The sequence below is a fragment of the Streptomyces sp. R-07 genome, from assembly GCF_049913175.1.
Taxonomy (GTDB): Bacteria; Actinomycetota; Actinomycetes; order Streptomycetales; family Streptomycetaceae; genus Streptomyces.
Genome location: NZ_CP183978.1, coordinates 4,359,616 through 4,374,937, shown reverse-complemented (window position 1 = coordinate 4,374,937; position 15,322 = coordinate 4,359,616). Strand labels below are relative to the sequence as shown.

At 73.2% G+C, this 15,322-nt stretch carries 15 protein-coding genes and 1 tRNA gene; 10 read left to right on the top strand and 6 right to left on the bottom strand.

Annotation, left to right across the window (positions count from 1 at the left end; translation table 11 throughout):
* Positions 1-129 precede the first annotated feature (129 nt).
* Positions 130-939: an ABC transporter permease subunit gene (locus tag ACN9M0_RS20015; RefSeq protein WP_366038872.1), complete on the bottom strand. Its 810-nt coding sequence runs from the start codon at positions 937-939 to the stop codon at positions 130-132.
* Positions 939-2,060: an ATP-binding cassette domain-containing protein gene (locus ACN9M0_RS20010; protein WP_426403979.1), complete on the bottom strand. Its 1,122-nt coding sequence runs from the start codon at positions 2,058-2,060 to the stop codon at positions 939-941. Before ACN9M0_RS20010 ends, ACN9M0_RS20015 begins: the two co-directional genes overlap by 1 nt.
* 131 nt (positions 2,061-2,191) lie before the next feature.
* On the opposite strand from ACN9M0_RS20010, the gene ACN9M0_RS20005 reads away from it, so the two are divergent.
* From ACN9M0_RS20005 to ACN9M0_RS19985, 5 genes are all read left to right on the top strand, one after another.
* Positions 2,192-3,388, top strand: coding sequence for a sensor histidine kinase (locus ACN9M0_RS20005; protein WP_399700963.1), 1,197 nt, complete (start codon positions 2,192-2,194; stop codon positions 3,386-3,388).
* Positions 3,385-4,041, top strand: a complete 657-nt coding sequence (locus ACN9M0_RS20000; protein ID WP_426403978.1) for a response regulator — start codon at positions 3,385-3,387, stop codon at positions 4,039-4,041. Before ACN9M0_RS20005 ends, ACN9M0_RS20000 begins: the two co-directional genes overlap by 4 nt.
* A gap of 288 nt (positions 4,042-4,329) precedes the next feature.
* The gene (locus ACN9M0_RS19995) at positions 4,330-4,848 is read left to right on the top strand and encodes a hypothetical protein (RefSeq protein ID WP_366038868.1); all 519 of its coding nucleotides are present in this window, start codon (positions 4,330-4,332) and stop codon (positions 4,846-4,848) included.
* 188 nt (positions 4,849-5,036) lie between these two features.
* Positions 5,037-5,516 (top strand): GNAT family N-acetyltransferase, encoded by a 480-nt coding sequence (locus tag ACN9M0_RS19990; RefSeq protein ID WP_366038867.1) that lies wholly within the window; start codon positions 5,037-5,039, stop codon positions 5,514-5,516.
* A gap of 9 nt (positions 5,517-5,525) precedes the next feature.
* Positions 5,526-5,855 (top strand): hypothetical protein, encoded by a 330-nt coding sequence (locus ACN9M0_RS19985; RefSeq protein ID WP_366038866.1) that lies wholly within the window; start codon positions 5,526-5,528, stop codon positions 5,853-5,855.
* A 12-nt stretch (positions 5,856-5,867) separates the two neighbouring features.
* On the opposite strand, the gene ACN9M0_RS19980 is transcribed toward ACN9M0_RS19985, so the two are convergent.
* Entirely contained in the window at positions 5,868-6,857 is a 990-nt protein-coding gene (locus ACN9M0_RS19980) for a zinc-binding dehydrogenase (protein WP_426403977.1), read from the bottom strand.
* Between the two features lie 50 nt (positions 6,858-6,907).
* Complete coding sequence (locus ACN9M0_RS19975) at positions 6,908-8,095, bottom strand: NAD(P)-binding protein (protein ID WP_366038863.1); 1,188 nt, start codon at positions 8,093-8,095, stop codon at positions 6,908-6,910.
* 98 nt (positions 8,096-8,193) lie between these two features.
* Between ACN9M0_RS19975 and ACN9M0_RS19970 the strand changes: the two genes are divergently transcribed.
* Both ACN9M0_RS19970 and ACN9M0_RS19965 read left to right on the top strand, forming a co-directional pair.
* Entirely contained in the window at positions 8,194-8,862 is a 669-nt protein-coding gene (locus ACN9M0_RS19970) for a pentapeptide repeat-containing protein (protein ID WP_366038862.1), read from the top strand.
* Between the two features lie 116 nt (positions 8,863-8,978).
* Positions 8,979-10,367, top strand: a complete 1,389-nt coding sequence (locus tag ACN9M0_RS19965; RefSeq protein ID WP_426403976.1) for an NAD(P)/FAD-dependent oxidoreductase — start codon at positions 8,979-8,981, stop codon at positions 10,365-10,367.
* A 79-nt stretch (positions 10,368-10,446) separates the two neighbouring features.
* Here ACN9M0_RS19965 and ACN9M0_RS19960 read toward each other — a convergent pair whose 3' ends face one another.
* Both ACN9M0_RS19960 and ACN9M0_RS19955 read right to left on the bottom strand, forming a co-directional pair.
* Positions 10,447-12,177: an FG-GAP repeat domain-containing protein gene (locus ACN9M0_RS19960; protein ID WP_366038860.1), complete on the bottom strand. Its 1,731-nt coding sequence runs from the start codon at positions 12,175-12,177 to the stop codon at positions 10,447-10,449.
* A 225-nt stretch (positions 12,178-12,402) separates the two neighbouring features.
* A tRNA-Thr gene (locus ACN9M0_RS19955) sits at positions 12,403-12,476 on the bottom strand.
* 182 nt (positions 12,477-12,658) lie between these two features.
* On the opposite strand from ACN9M0_RS19955, the gene ACN9M0_RS19950 reads away from it, so the two are divergent.
* The 3 genes from ACN9M0_RS19950 to ACN9M0_RS19940 all read left to right on the top strand — a co-directional run bounded on the left by ACN9M0_RS19950 (position 12,659) and on the right by ACN9M0_RS19940 (position 15,187).
* Positions 12,659-13,756 (top strand): ABC transporter ATP-binding protein, encoded by a 1,098-nt coding sequence (locus ACN9M0_RS19950; protein ID WP_366038859.1) that lies wholly within the window; start codon positions 12,659-12,661, stop codon positions 13,754-13,756.
* Positions 13,757-13,992: 236 nt separating this feature from the next.
* On the top strand, positions 13,993-14,403 hold the full coding sequence (locus ACN9M0_RS19945; protein ID WP_189806806.1) for a hypothetical protein: 411 nt from the start codon (positions 13,993-13,995) through the stop codon (positions 14,401-14,403).
* A 67-nt stretch (positions 14,404-14,470) separates the two neighbouring features.
* A complete protein-coding gene (locus ACN9M0_RS19940) occupies positions 14,471-15,187 on the top strand; it encodes a nucleotidyltransferase family protein (protein ID WP_366038858.1) in 717 nt (238 codons plus the stop codon).
* Positions 15,188-15,322: the final 135 nt, after the last annotated feature.

The window sequence follows — 15,322 nt, the reverse complement described above, 5'->3', positions numbered from 1 at the left end:
GGGGGACCTCTCGAACCTAAGCTCCGCACCCCGCCGCTCCCGCGTCCCGGCCGTCCCGGGACATCCCCGGTTCTTCCGGCCCCGAAGAGGGGATGATGATCCATCACCTCCGGGAACCATCCGGGCCGTTCAGACGTCCCGTCGGTGGACGGCGAGGAAGGCCACCGCCACCGCGCACACCGCCCAGGCCGCGTACACCGTCCACGCCCCACCGGCGGTCCACGGGTGGTCCACCGGCACCGGCGGCACCCCCACCTCCGTGAGCCGCTTCCACGCGCCCTGCGGCAGGGCGTGCAGGAACGTCGCACCCCAGCGGTTGCGCTCGTCCATCAGGGCCGGCAGCAGGAGCAGCACACCGGTCAGGGTGACGATCGTCGTCGCCGTGTGCCGCAGCAGCGCCCCGAGCCCGAACCCGGCGAGCGCGCACACGGGCGCGAGGAGCGCCGAGGCGGCGACGGCCCGGAGCGCCCCCTCGTCGCCGATCGCCATGCCGACGCCCCGGCCGTCGAGCACGGCCTGCGTGGCCGCGAACGAGACGCCGGCGACCAGCGCCCCGTACACCAGCATCACGACGGCGAGGACGAGGGTCTTCGCCGCGACGACGGCGCGGCGGGCCGGGACGGCCGCGAAGGTCGTACGGATCTGGCCCGTGCCGTACTCGCCGACGATCATCAGCGCGCCGAGGGAACCGGTCGCGAGCGTGAACACCAGGGACCCGCCGAGCGTGAACGCGTCCCGCATCGCCCAGATCGGCACGAAGAGCTCCTTGATGCCCTCCGAGTAGCGCGGATAGTTGCGGTAGTCGGCGAAGGTCGCGTTCAGGTTGACGCCGAGGACGGCGACCGCGGCGACGGCGAAGGCCCAGGGCGTGGAGCGGAGCGACCACAGCTTCATCCACTCGGCGGCGAGCAGGTCACGGAAACGGGCACGGGCGGGCATCAGCGGTACTCCACACTGTCGGCGGTGAGCTCCATGAACGCCTCTTCGAGGGAGGAGGCGTGGGCGGTCAGTCCGGCGAGCGCGACGCCGTTCCGGAAGGCGAGGACACCGATCCGGTCCGCTTCCATCCCGGTCACGGTGAGGGTCCCGTCGTCCTCGTGTCGTACGGGCGCTTGTACGGCCGGCGCGTCCGCGGGCGTGCGGACGGTCGCGGGTGCGGGCCCTCGCACGGTCGCCGGTACGGCCTCTCGTACGGTCCCGAGCGCGGACACCCGTACGGTCGCGCCCTCGGCCTCCAGGGCGGCGGCGAGGCCCCCGGCGGCCGCCGGGTCCGCCGGCCGCACGGTCACGCTCCGGCGGGCGCCGCGCGCGGCGAACGCGGCCACGCTCTCGGCCGCGATGAGCCGGCCGCGCCCGATGACGACGAGGTCGTCGGCGGTGTGCTCCATCTCGCTCATCAGATGGCTGGAGACGAACACCGTGCGGCCCTCGGCGGCGAGCCGCCGGAACAGTCCGCGCGCCCAGCGCACGCCCTCCGGGTCGAGGCCGTTGACCGGCTCGTCGAAGAGGAGCACGGGCGGGTCGCCGAGCAGCGCGGCGGCGATCCCGAGCCGCTGCTTCATGCCGAGCGAGAAGCCGCCGATCCGCCGCCGTCCCGCCTCGGCGAGCCCGACCTCGTCGAGGACCTCGGCGGCCCGGCGGCGCGGGATGCCGTTGGTGCGGGCGAGCGCCGCGAGATGGGCCTCGGCGGTCCGGCCGCCGTGCACGTCGTGCGCGTCGAGCAGCGCCCCGACGTCCCGCAGCCCGCGCGGCAGCTCGCCGAACCGCCGCCCGCCGACGGTGGCGGTCCCGGACGTCGGCTCGTTCAGCCCCAGGATCAGCCGCAGGGTCGTCGACTTCCCGGCCCCGTTGGGCCCGAGGAACCCCGTCACCCGCCCGGGCTTCACGCCGAAACTGAGCCGGTCGACGGCGAGGCGGCCGACGGCCGGGAGTCGTTCGGCCCCGTCGCGGCCTCCCCGTCCCGCGGGGCCGCGGCGGTCCCGGCCCGAGCGGGGGCCCCGGCCGAGGAGACGCACCGGACGGCGGCCGTAGTGCTTGGTCAGTTCGTGGACTTCGATCATGCGGACCACGGTCGCGGTCCGGCACCCCCCGGCACATCGGCTCGGCGGCCACAACCGGGGCGAGCGAGTGGCCCGGGGGCGTACGCCCGCCGGCCGATGTCCCGGCGGGCGGCGGCGCCTACGATCAGGCCATGCCCGCAACCCCGACCGACCGCCCCGCCGGCGGGCGGGTGCCGGCGGCCCTCGCCTGGGGCGCGGCCGTCGCGCACCCCTTCCTGCTCCTCAGCGCCGTGCGGACCGGCCCGTACCGCTCCACCGAACTGCGGCTGTTCCTCACCGCCGTCACCGTGGGCCTGACCCTGCCGCTGGTGCGCCGCAGCCCGCTCGCGGCTCTCGGGCTGCTGCTCGCCGGGCTGTTCGCGGCGGCGACCACCCGGCCCGAGGCCGCGCTCCTCTATCTTCCGGTGCTCGCCGCCGACGCCCTCGTCGGCTGGATCGCGGCCCTGCGTCCGCTCCGGATCCTGCTGCCCACCGCCCTCGGCACGCTCGTCGTGCAGATCGCGGTCGCGACCTACACCACCTCCGGGCAGGACGTCTTCGTCAGCACCGTCGTCGCGCTCGCGCTCGCACTGCTCACCGCCGGGCTCCTCGGCCGGTCCGTACGCGAACGGCGCAGCCACACGGCGGAGCTGCGCGCCGCGACCTCCGCCGAGGCCGTCGCCGCCGAACGGCTCCGGATCGCCCGCGAGCTGCACGACGTCATCGCGCACAGCATCGGTGTCATCGCCATCCAGGCGGGCGTCGGCCGCCGGGTCATCGAGACCCAGCCCGCCGAGGCCCGCAACGCGCTCGCCACCATCGAGACCACCAGCCGGGAGACCCTCGCCGGCCTGCGCCGCACCCTGGGCGCGCTGCGGGGCGCCGCCGACGACGGCCGCCCCGCACCGCGCGACCCGGCGCCCGGCCTCGCCGACCTGGAAAGGCTCGCCGCGTCCACGGCCGACGCGGGAGTACGGGTCACCCTGCGGCACCTCGGCAACCCCGACGTCTCCCTCCCGCCGGAGGTCGACCTCGCCGCGTACCGGATCGTGCAGGAGTCCCTCACCAACGTCGTCCGCCACGCGGCCACCTCCACCTGCCGGGTGACGGTGGAACGGCGCACCGACACCCTGCTCGTCGAGATCGCCGACGACGGCCGCGGCACCACCGCCCCGACCCGCACGCCCGGCACGGACCCCGCGGGCGGTTACGGCCTCGTCGGGATGCGCGAGCGCGCCACGCTCCTCGGCGGCAGCCTCTCCGCGGGACCCCGCCCCGGCGGCGGCTTCCACGTCACCGCGCTGCTGCCGCTGCCCACCGCCCTCCCGGAAGGAACCCGCACCCCGTGAACCCCCCGATCCGCGTCCTCCTCGTCGACGACCAGCCCCTGGTCCGGGCCGGTCTGCGCGTCCTCATGGCCGACACCCCCGACATCGAGGTCGCCGGCGAGGCGGGCACCGGCACGGAGGCGGTCGCGCGGGCCCGCGAGCTCGGGCCCGACGTGGTGGTGATGGACGTCCGGATGCCCGGCATGGACGGCATCGAGGCCACCCGGATCGTCACGGCGGGCCCCGACGCGCCCCGGGTCCTCGTCCTCACGACCTTCGACGACGACGAGTACGTGTACGGCGCGCTCCGCTCCGGCGCGAGCGGCTTCCTCGTCAAGGACGTGGCCGTCGACGACATCCTGTCCGCGATCCGCGTGGTGGCCTCGGGCGACGCCCTGATCGCACCGGGCGTGACCCGCCGCCTGATCGAGGAGTTCGCGGCCCGCCCGGAACCGGCGCGCCGGCCGCCGCGCGGACTCGACGGGGTGACCGAGCGCGAGCGGGAGGTCCTCACCCTCGTCGGCCGTGGCCTGTCGAACGGCGAGATCGCGGAACGGCTCCACATCAGCGCGGCCACCGCGAAGGCCCACGTGGCGCGCCTCTTCACCAAACTGAACGCGCGGGACCGGGTGCAGCTGGTGATCGTCGCGTACGAGACGGGCCTCGTGCCGTGACGCCACCGGCCCCCGGGCCCGGTCCGGTGCTCGCGCACGAGGCGGGCGCGGCCCCCTGACACCACCTGCCCTCCTCGCGCACGAGGCAGGCACGGCCCCCACCACCGACCCTCCTCGCGCACGAGGCAGGCACGGCCCCCTGACACCACCGACCCTCCTCGCGCACGAGGCAGGCACGGCCCCCTGACACCACCGACCCTCCTCGCGCACGAGGCACGCGCGGCCCCCTGACACCACCGACCCTCCTCGCGTACGAGGCAGGCCCGGTGCCGTGACACCATCGGTGCCGTGCTCGACATCGGCTACTCCCTCTCCCGTCGCTTCCCCGACCCGCCGCAGACCGACTACCGCCGCGCGGACGTCCACGCCCTGCGCCACGACCTGTTCTGCGGGGACGTCTACCTCGCCGACACCGAGGCGGACCGCGAGGTGTCCACAGCCTGGGGATGGGTGCCGGTGCTCGACTTCGCGTGGGCGCTGTGCGACATCGTCGAGCAGCTCGACCAGGACCCGCGCGGCAGCCGAGCCGCGCAGCCGCAGTACGCGGAGCTCGACTTCACCGAGTCCACGGACCGGATGCTCTTCGAGCGCCGCTTCGGCTGGGTGGACGTCGAGGCCGACTGGATGCCGGGCGACGAGCCGCCGGTCACCTTCAACCACGCCGCGCTGCGCCGCGAGGCCCGCGACTTCCTGCACGACCTGATCGCCGACCTCACGGACATGCACGAGGGCCTCGCCGACAACCCGGCCATCTGGTCCCTCCAGTCCCGCTTCCCGCGCGTGAGCCGGCCGGGGCACCGAGCGTGATCCACGTACCCGAGGGACTCGTCCGGTCGCAGGTGAGGTTCGACGGTGAGGCCGGGCGGGCGCGCGGGAGCCGTGGCCGGCGATCGATCCGAAGCCCCCGGCCGGCGAACCGGGTCTCGCCGCCGAGCAGGTGGCCGCCGCGCTGATCCTGCTGGCCAGAAGAGCCTGATCCGGGGCAGGCTGGGCCCATGATCCGTACAGCCACGCCTGCCGACGTCCCCGTCATCCACGCCCTGATCCGCGACCTCGCGGAGTACGAGAAGGCCCTCGACGAGGTCCGTGCGAGCCCCGAGATGCTCCACGAGGCCCTGTTCGGCGAGCGTCCCGCCGCCTTCGCGCACATCGCCGAGACGGAGACGGGCGAGGCGGTGGGCTTCGCGCTGTGGTTCCTCAACTTCTCGACCTGGCGCGGCGTCCACGGCATCTACCTGGAGGACCTGTACGTCCGCCCGGAGGCCCGCGGCGGCGGCCACGGCAAGGCCCTGCTGCGCGAACTGGCCCGCATCTGCGTCGAGCGCGGCTACGAGCGCCTGGAGTGGTCGGTCCTGAACTGGAACAAGCCCTCGATCGACTTCTACGAGTCCCTGGGCGCCCGCCCGCAGGACGAGTGGACGGTCTACCGCCTGACGGACGGGGCCCTGGCCGAGCTGGGTGGAGCGACGGTGTAGGAAAGGGGCATGGACATTGAGCAGCGGTTCCAGCGGATCACCGGCTTCATCGAGGCACGGTTGACGCCGCTCTTCGATCCCGCCAACGGGAGCGACCACGGGTTCGGCATGGACGACACGTCGCGGGCACTGCGGGCCCTGCGCTACACCGTGCAGGCCGCGTCCGCCGTGAACGGGCTCGTGGAGAAGCGGGAGACGGCGCCCGAGCTGCGACAGGTCGTCGACCAGGCGCTGGAGCACAACTGGGACGTGCTGCGCTCCGCCGCCCGGATGTGGGAGGACCACCCCGACTTCCTGAAGGAGTTCAAGGCGCACTCCTGGGACGTCCTCGGCGTCTGACCGCCTGGTCCCTCACGGGACCAGCACCACCTTGCCCGTCGTGCCCCGGTTCTCCAGGGCGCGGTGGGCCTCCGCCGCGTGTGCGAGCGGGAAGCGGTGGACGGCCGGGCGGAGGGTGCCGGTGGACGCGGCGTCGAGGGCGGCGAGTTCGAGCGTACGGATGTCGCCCCCCGCCTTCTGGATCATGACGGGGCCGAGGGCGGACTCCGAGGTGATGCCGCGCTCCGCGAGTTCCGCCGGGGTGAAGGTGAGCGGTTCGCCGCCGGACCAGCCGAAGACCAGGTGCTGTCCGCCCTTGCCGAGCAGGTCGACGGCGGCGCGCCCGGCGTCGCCGCCGACCGAGTCGAAGAGGACGGTGGCGGTGCGGCCCAGGGAGTCCAGGAAGGCGCGGACCTTCTCCGCCCAGTCGGGCTGCTTGTAGTCGACGGCCAGGTCGGCGCCGTTCGCCTCGACGACGGCGACCTTCACGGGGCCGCCGGCGAGGCCGATGACGGTTGCACCGGCGTTCTTGGCGTACTGGACGAGCAGGGTGCCGATGCCGCCGGCGGCGGCCGGGACGATCGCGACCGAGTCGGGGCCGAGCTCGGTGAACCCCAGGATGCCGAGGGTCGTGCGTCCGGTGCCGATCATCGCGACGGCCTCCGCCTCGCCGAGGTGGTCGGGCAGGGCGTGGAGACGGTCGGCGTCGGTGACGGCGAGTTCGGCGTATCCGCCGGGGTTCATGCCGAGGTGGGCGACGACCCGGCGGCCGAGCCAGTCCGGGTCGGTGCCCTCGCCGAGGGCGTCGACGGTGCCGGCGACCTCGCGGCCCGGGACGGTGGGGAGCGCGGTGGGCGCGGGGAAGGGGCCCGTGGCGCCCTTGCGGAGGGTGGTGTCGAGGAGGTGCACGCCGGCCGCCGCGACCCGGACGCGGACCTGGCCGGGGCCCGGCACGGGGTCGGGCGTCTCCTCGTAGGTGAGGTTCTCGGCGGGGCCGAAGGCGTGGAGGCGGATGGCGTGCATGACCGTTCCCCTGTCGTCGTACGGGTGGACTGGGGCACCACTCTCCGACCTCAAGCGCGCTTGAGGTCAAGGCCGTGCTTGTGGTGGCGGTCCAGCAGCTCCGCCCGCAGGGCCAGCGACACCGCCTCGACCGCGCTCGTGAACGACACCTCCGCCAGCACGCCCGGCGCCGCCACCTGGTCGCCCACCAGATACACCCCGTCGCCCCGGTCGACGGCCGGCCGATCGCGCCACGTCGCGCCCGGGCGGTCCACCGCGCCCGTACGCCCCTGGGAGACGGACTCCCGCCGCCACACGGTCCGTTCGCGCCAGCCGGGGAAACCGAGGTCGAGCAGCCGCTCGGCGTGGGCGACGCCGTCCGCCTTCGAAGCGTCGGGGCCGATCGGCAGCTGCGCCTGGATCAGCTGCTGCCCGGCCGGGGCCAGCGAGGCGTCCTGCGCGGTGTACCGCTCGATCCAGCCGGGCGCGTCCAGGTCGGAGACCACGAACGGGTCGCCCTTCCGGGTGCGCAGCGCCAGGTCGAACAGGACCGTGCGGCCGCTCTCCCAGGTCAGCGAGGGGTCGCCGAGGAGCCGGGCGGCGGCCGGCAGGGCGGTCGCGACGATCACCGGTCCTCCGTCGAGCGGCAGGGTGTCGATCCGGGACGAGGTCTCGATCCGCACGCCCAGCTCACGCGCGCGCGTGGCCATCCGGTCGATCAGCTCGCCCCAGCCGCCCCGGATGTAGTGCGCCTCGGGCGGCAGGGACGTGGACCGGTGGAGGCGCTCCTGCACGAAGCGGGCGGAGAGGGAGCCGGGGTCGTGGTGGAAGGTCGCGACCCCGCTGTACGCGGCGGCCACGCGCGCGGTGCGCTCGCCCACGAGACCGGTGGCCCAGGTGTGGAAGTCGAGGTCGACGGGAGCCTGTTCGGCGGTGCGGCGGGCCTGGCGGAACAGGCCGAGCGGCGGGGTGCGGCGCAGCGCTCCGTCGCGGTGGACGCGGAAGCGGACGGCCTCGGCGGGCGGCAGCGCGGCGAGCGCGCCGAGGAGGCCGCGCTGCTTCAGCCAGGTCCAGTGCGGGCCGCCGCTGTAGAGCGCGTGCGGGCCCTCGTTGGTGCGGTACGGACCGTCGGCGGTGCGGCCCCGGCCGCCGAGGGTCCGGTGCGCCTCGTGGAGGGTCACCTGCGTGCCGGCCTCGGCGGCCGTGATGGCGGCGGTCAGTCCGGCGAATCCGCCGCCGATGATCGTGAGCTTCCGCATGTCCGTCTCCCTCGTGTCGGTCTCACAGCGGGGACGGGCAGCGGGGCCGGGAACGTGACATCGGGGGCGTTGTCAGTGGCGTACATCACCATGGGGTCATGGCGACGACTCGGAAGAAGAAGGTGGCGGGGGCGCGGCGGCCGGAGGTCCGGCTGCCTCCCCTGGAGGCGTACGGGGGCGGGCTGGACCCGGACGGGGACTACGACGGCCTCGAACTGGCCGGGCTCGACCTGACGGGCCAGTCGGGCGAGGGGGCCCGGTTCCTGGACTGCGCGCTGCGCGAGTGCGGGCTCGACGGGGCGCGGCTGACGGGGGCGCGGTTCCTCGACTCGGTGCTGACGGGGGTACGGGGGGTGGGGACGGAGCTCGCCGGGGCGCAGTTCCGGGACGTGGAGGTCGTGGAGGCGCGGCTGGGCGGGGCGCAGCTGCACGGGGCGGTCCTGGAGAGAGTCGTCGTCCGGGGCGGCAAGAGCGACTACCTGAACCTGCGGTCGGCGAAGCTGAAGGACGTCGTCTTCGAGGGATGCGTGCTGAGCGAGCCGGACTTCGGGGGCGCGGTCCTGGAGCGGGTCGAGTTCGTGGACTGCGTGCTCACGGGCGTGGACTTCACGGGGGCGCGGCTCACGGACGTGGACCTGCGCGGGGTGCAGCGCCTGGAGATCACGCGCGGCGTGGAGTCACTGGCGGGCGCCGTGATCTCCGCGGCCCAGCTCCTGGACCTGGCGCCGGTGCTGGCGGCGCGGCTGGGGGTGCGGGTGGAGGACTGACGGAGCGGCGCACCGCCGCGGGCGATCGTTCGGAAAGCGCCGCCGAGGCAGCCGTATCCACGGCACCCGGGCCACCGGTAACGTCCCGCCCACGCATCCGGAATCCAGGGGTACACATGAGCACGGTCAACGGCGGCATATCGTTCTGGTACGCGCAGGAGGGCGCCCCCGCGCCCCGCGAACCGCTCCCCGGCGACATCACCGCCGACGTCTGCATCGTCGGCGGCGGCTACACCGGACTGTGGACCGCCTACTACCTCAAGAAGGCCGTCCCCTTCCTCAACATCACCGTCCTCGAAGCCAAGTTCTGCGGCTACGGCGCCTCCGGACGCAACGGCGGCTGGCTCTACAACGGCATCGCCGGCCGCGACCGCTACGCCGCGCTCCACGGCCACGAGGCCGCCGTCCGCCTCCAGCAGGCCATGAACGCCACGGTCACCGAGGTCGTCGACGTCTGCGAGCAGGAGAAGATCGACGCCGACGTCCACCGCGGCGGCGTCCTGGAGGTCGCCCTCTCCCCCGCCCAGCTCGCCCGCCTCAAGGCCTTCCACGCCGCCGAGCTCGCCTTCGGCGAGACCGACCGGGAGCTGTACGGGGCCCGCGGGACCGCCGAGCGCATCCGCGTCACCGGCGCCGTCGGCTCCTCCTGGACCCCGCACGGCGCCCGCCTCCACCCGGTGAAGCTGGTCAAGGGCCTGGCGGCCGCCGTCGAGGCCCTCGGCGTCACCATCCACGAGTCGACCCCGGTCACCGAGATCAGGCCGAAGCACGCGATCACCCCGTACGGCACCGTCCGCGCCCCGTACGTCCTGCGCTGCACCGAGGGCTTCACCGCCTCCCTCGCGGGCCAGCGCCGCACCTGGCTCCCCATGAATTCCTCGATGATCGCCACCGAGCCGCTCACCGACGCCCAGTGGGAGTCCGTCGGCTGGGACGGCCGCGAGACGCTCGGCGACATGGCCCACGCCTACATGTACGCCCAGCGCACGGCGGACGGCCGCATCGCACTGGGCGGCCGGGGCGTCCCGTACCGCTTCGGCTCGAAGACCGACAACGACGGCCGCACCCAGCCGCAGACCGTCGACGCCCTGCGCGAGATCCTGGTCCGCTTCTTCCCGCAGCTCGCGGGGGTACGGATCGACCACGCCTGGTCCGGCGTCCTCGGCGTCCCCCGCGACTGGTGCGCCACCGTCACCCTCGACCGCTCCACCGGCCTCGGCTGGGCCGGCGGCTACGTCGGCTCCGGCGTCGCCACGGCGAACCTGGCCGCCCGCACCCTCCGCGACCTGATCCAGCAGGACTCGGGCCAGTCGGGCCCCACCGACCTCACGGCCCTCCCCTGGGTCAACCACAAGGTCCGCAAGTGGGAACCGGAACCGCTGCGCTGGCTCGGCGTCCAGACCATGTACGCCGCGTTCCGCGGCGCGGACCGCCGCGAGGCCACGGCCCACACGGCGGAGACGGACCGGGTGGCGGTCCTGGCCTCCAAGATCGCCGGCCGCTGAGCCGAGAACTGCGAAAGAAGGGGCCCGGTCCGGCGAGATCGCCGGACCGGGCCCCTTCAGCGTCCGTTCTGATCAGGGATCAGAACAGGTAGTTGTACGACGTGCCCGGGACCTCGCCCCAACCCGTGCCGAGCTTGACGCGGGAGGAGTACGGGGCGGTCGCGCTGCCCGTGCCCTTGTAGAGCCAGAAGACGCCGGCCGTGTCACGGGCGATCAGGTCCGCCTTGCCGTCGTCGGTGAGGTCGCCCGGACCGGACACCTGGCTGTAGATCCCCCAGCCGGTGCCGACCTTGACTCGGGGCGCGAACGGCGCCGTCGCGCTGCCGGTGCCCTTGTACAGCCACAGCGCACCCGCCGTGTCACGGGCGATCAGGTCCGCCTTGCCGTCGCCGGTGAAGTCGCCGGGGCCGGTCAGCTGGTTGTAGACGCCCCAGCCGGCGCCGATCCGGGTCCGCGCCGCGAACGGCGCCGTCGTGCCGCCCGTGCCCTTGTACAGCCACAGCACACCCGCCGTGTCACGGGCGATCAGGTCCGCCAGGCGGTCGCCGGTCACGTCGCCGACGCCCGTCAGGGAGTTGTAGACGCCCCAGCCGCCGCCGACCTTGGTCCGCGCGGTGAGCGGCTCGAACTCGTGACCGGTCGTCCGGTAGTACCAGAGGACACCGCTGCTGTCCCGGCCGACCACACCGCCGCCGGTGGCCTGCACCGTGATCGGCGACAGCTTGGCGAGGGCGTTGTAGATGCCCCAGCCGCGACCGACGTTCTCGGTCCAGTCGACGAACGGCGTCGCCGCCTTGCCGGTGCCGCGATGCCACAGCAGGTTGCCGCTCTTGTCCCTGGCGAGCATCGCGTAGTGCGGCGGCACCGGGCGGGAGCTCACGATCGAGAAGGTGCTGGTCCGCTCGGGGTTGCCGGTACCGAAGTCGTAGACCTCGTACACGGCGTAGGCGTCGATCTTCCACGCGGCCGCGGACGCGCCGGCCTTCAGGGTGTAGGTGATGGTGACGTCGGTCGGCCCGGACTGGCCCGGGTCGATGGTGCAGTAGACACCGCCGCCGTAGTCGACCTCGGTGCTGTGGTCGCAGTCGGCGATCGGCGAGCTGGCGGCGACGCCCGTGATCGGGAGCTGGAGCTCGCCCTCTTCCCAGCCCCGCATGCCCTCGCCCGGCGCGAACGAGATGTCGAGCTTGCCCTCGTCCACCACGTGGATGGTGAGCGACTGGGTGACCGTGGAGCCCGCCGGCACGTTCGGGGTGGTGAAGGCCATCGTGTTCTGGGCGACGTGCGCCAGCGTCTTCGCCGTGACGGTGCGGGCGGCGTGCTGCCCGTCCTCCGGCAGGCTGCCGACGATCTGCGCGTCCTTGACGGCCTTGGTGAGGTCCGCGCCCCGGGGGGCGTAGACGGCTCCGTAGTGGAGCGTGGTCCCGTCGGCGGCCGACGCGGCGGCCTTGATGTCGAGCGACGGGAACGGGTTGTCCTGGTTGATGGGGCACAGGTACACGCCCACGACGCCCGCGCGGGGCGTGCAGGAGGTGGACGGCTCCAGGCTCAGCCCACTGGGCAGACCCGCCTTCGTCCAGGCCGGGTCGGTCAGCGGCGCCTTGCTCAGCGCGTAGACCAGGGTTCCGTCGGGGATTCCCCCGAGGCTGGTCGGGGACAGCTCGGTCCAGCCGTCACCGGGCTGCAGTACCCGGTTCTCCAGCTCGAAGTCGACCACGTCCTGGCCGGCGGCGGAGGCCGCACCGGCCCCGGTCACCAGACCGGCCACCAGCAGGGCGGCCGTCCCCCCGAGAGCGACGATTCTTCGCACGAATAGAAGTCCTCTGTGCATCTCCGTGCCGCGCGGCACGGAGGAAACCACGGGAGAGCACACGGGCGGCCGTCGACCCCCCGCGGCAACGCCAGGCAAAGACCCCTCCCCCCTGGGCGCGTGCGCAACGTACCCCACACCCCCGGGGTCCCCGCACCCGAGTTTCCCCGCACACACGAAGAAGGGCCCCGGATGCGTGCACGCATCCGGGGCCCTTCCTCACAGAGCCGCCTGTCGGAATCGAACCGACGACCTCAAGATTACAAGTCAAGCGCTCTAGCCAACTGAGCTAAGGCGGCAGCGAGTGAAGTGTAACCAACCCGGCCCCGGCGACGGTCGGAAATCTCACGGGCCCGTGAGTGCTGACAGATCGGGCACCGGCGGGTAGCGTCACTTGCGGTTCACCCAGGTGGACTAGACCTCAATCCTTCCTTTACTCGGATCGTCCGGCACGTTCCTGCCGGTGAAGGGACACATCACCATGGCTTCCGTCACGTTCGACAAGGCCACCCGGGTCTACCCGGGTGCCACCAAGCCCTCCGTCGACCAGCTCGACATCGAGATCGCGGACGGCGAGTTCCTCGTCCTCGTCGGCCCCTCCGGCTGTGGCAAGTCGACCTCCCTGCGCATGCTCGCGGGTCTCGAGGACGTCAACGCCGGCTCCATCCGCATCGGTGACCGCGACGTCACGCACCTGCCGCCGAAGGACCGGGACATCGCGATGGTGTTCCAGAACTACGCGCTGTACCCGCACATGACCGTCGCCGACAACATGGGCTTCGCCCTCAAGATCGCCGGCGTCAACAAGTCGGAGATCCGCACCAAGGTCGAAGAGGCCGCGAAGATCCTCGACCTCACCGAGTACCTGGACCGCAAGCCCAAGGCGCTCTCCGGCGGTCAGCGCCAGCGCGTCGCCATGGGCCGCGCCATCGTGCGCGAGCCGCAGGTCTTCCTCATGGACGAGCCGCTGTCGAACCTCGACGCCAAGCTCCGCGTCTCGACCCGTACGCAGATCGCGGGTCTCCAGCGCCGTCTGGGCATCACCACGGTCTACGTCACCCACGACCAGACCGAGGCCCTCACCATGGGCGACCGCGTCGCCGTCCTCAAGGACGGTCTGCTCCAGCAGGTCGACTCGCCGCGCAACATGTACGACAAGCCCGCCAACCTCTTCGTCGCCGGCTTCATCGGCTCCCCGGCCATGAACCTGGTCGAGGTCCCGATCACCGACGGCGGCGTGAAGTTCGGCAACAGCGTCGTCCCGGTCTCCCGCGAGGCCATCGCCGCCGCCTCCGCCAACGGCGACACCACCGTGACCGTCGGCGTCCGCCCCGAGCACTTCGACGTCTCGGGCCCGACGAGCAAGGACGGCCTGGCCGTCACGGTCAACGTCGTCGAGGAGCTCGGCTCGGACGGCTTCGTGTACGGCTCCACCCGCGTCGGCGGCGAGGACAAGGACCTGGTGGTCCGCGTCGGCGGCCGTGACGTGCCCGCCAAGGGCACCACGCTGCACGTCGTGCCGCGCGCCGCCGAGCTGCACGTCTTCTCGACCTCCACGGGCGCCCGCCTCAGCGACTGAGAGCGTCCACGGGCCCGCCTCAGCGACCGAGGCCGCCCCGGAGCACTGCCGTACGGCCCCGCATCTGTTGCAGATGCGGGGCCGTTCGTTTAAACGGGCTTACCCCGGAAAACCCCGGCATTCAGGGCCCCGCCCGAGCCCCCGCGTCAACACGGGATTCGAAAAGCCGCCTCGAACCATCCCTCGCGAGAGTGACTAAATGTCGCCATATCACTACCGGCCGCTACGCTCGCTGCGTGACGCACACTGCCCGCCGAATCGGCCGCTCTCTCGCCCTCGTCCTGCCCGTCGTCCTGGTGCTCTCGGGAACGCTCGCGGTGTCCGCTGTTCCGTGGGCCGGCCAGGACTCCGGAACCCAGCTGACGGCGTCCTCCACGGAGGTCTCCGTCCGGGCCAAGTCCCGTGCCCCGCAGGATATTCTCCGCGACCAGCTCCTCGCAGAGCTTCAGGAGAAGGACCCCGGCACGGCCCTCACCCACCTCCAGCGCGAGGTGGAGAACCGGCCCTCCCTCGCCAAGCACTGCTTCTCCATCGCCCGCGCGCTCGGCCGCGCCGCCGTCGAGCACTACGGCCCCTCGCGCGCCCAGTCCTTCTCCCGCCCGGTCTGCGACACCTCGTACGCGACCGGCGTGATGCGCGCGAGCTGACGGTTCACGAGATGACGGGCCGCGAGCTGCACGGCCCGGCACGCACGGGGCGCCTATCGTTCCCCGTATGCACACCACTCCCACGCAGGCCGTGGTCCTGGCGGGCGGCCAGGGCTCACGGCTCCGCCCGTACACCGACGACCGCCCCAAGCCGATGGTCGAGATCCCGGGCACCGGGACCCCGATCATCGGCCATCAGCTTTCCTGGCTGGCCGCCGAGGGCGTGACCGACGCCGTCGTCTCCTGCGGTCATCTCGCCGAGGTGCTCCAGGCGTGGCTGGCCTCCGCGGACCTGCCCCTGAAGGTGACCACGGTCGTCGAGACCGAGCCCCTGGGCCGCGGCGGCGGCCTCAAGTACGCCGCCGCGCACCTGCCCGACCCGGACCGGCCCTGGTACGCCACCAACGGCGACATCTGGACCCGCTTCTCGCTGCGCGAGATGGCCGCCTTCCACGCCGAGCGGGACGCCCTCGCGACGCTCGCCCTGGCCCGCCCCCGGATCCCGTGGGGCGCCGTCGAGACCGACACCTTCGGCAACGTCACCGACTTCATCGAGGCCCCGCCGTCGCCGTTCCTGATCAACGCGGGCGTGTACGTCTTCGCCGCGGCCTTCACGGAGCTCCTCCCCGACCTCGGCGACCACGAGCGGACCACCTTCCCCCGCCTCGCGCGCGAGCGGCGCCTGGCGGGCTTCCCGCTGCCCCAGGGCGCCTACTGGAGGGCCATCGACACCGCCAAGGACCTCACGGAGGCCGCCAAGGAGCTGGCCGCCCAGAAGTCCTGACGGACGGGCGGCCCCTGACGGTCGGACGGCACACGACATCCGGAAGACGGCAGACGGCAGACGGCAGACGGCAGACGGCAGACGGCGTACGAGAAGGGCGGCACCGCCTGGAACGCGGTGCCGCCCTTCTCGTAC

Excerpts from the sequence above, each read along its gene's own strand:
- ACN9M0_RS19940 (WP_366038858.1), top strand. The coding sequence starts at position 14,471 with ATGCACACCACTCCCACGCAGGCCGTGGTCCTGGCGGGCGGCCAGGGC.
- ACN9M0_RS19950 (WP_366038859.1), top strand. The coding sequence starts at position 12,659 with ATGGCTTCCGTCACGTTCGACAAGGCCACCCGGGTCTACCCGGGTGCC.
- ACN9M0_RS19980 (WP_426403977.1), bottom strand. The coding sequence starts at position 6,857 with ATGCACGCCATCCGCCTCCACGCCTTCGGCCCCGCCGAGAACCTCACC.
- ACN9M0_RS19990 (WP_366038867.1), top strand. The coding sequence starts at position 5,037 with ATGATCCGTACAGCCACGCCTGCCGACGTCCCCGTCATCCACGCCCTG.
- ACN9M0_RS20015 (WP_366038872.1), bottom strand. The coding sequence starts at position 939 with ATGCCCGCCCGTGCCCGTTTCCGTGACCTGCTCGCCGCCGAGTGGATG.
- ACN9M0_RS19970 (WP_366038862.1), top strand. The coding sequence starts at position 8,194 with ATGGCGACGACTCGGAAGAAGAAGGTGGCGGGGGCGCGGCGGCCGGAG.
- ACN9M0_RS19965 (WP_426403976.1), top strand. The coding sequence starts at position 8,979 with ATGAGCACGGTCAACGGCGGCATATCGTTCTGGTACGCGCAGGAGGGC.
- ACN9M0_RS19985 (WP_366038866.1), top strand. The coding sequence starts at position 5,526 with ATGGACATTGAGCAGCGGTTCCAGCGGATCACCGGCTTCATCGAGGCA.
- ACN9M0_RS19975 (WP_366038863.1), bottom strand. The coding sequence starts at position 8,095 with ATGCGGAAGCTCACGATCATCGGCGGCGGATTCGCCGGACTGACCGCC.
- ACN9M0_RS20005 (WP_399700963.1), top strand. The coding sequence starts at position 2,192 with ATGCCCGCAACCCCGACCGACCGCCCCGCCGGCGGGCGGGTGCCGGCG.
- ACN9M0_RS20010 (WP_426403979.1), bottom strand. The coding sequence starts at position 2,060 with ATGATCGAAGTCCACGAACTGACCAAGCACTACGGCCGCCGTCCGGTG.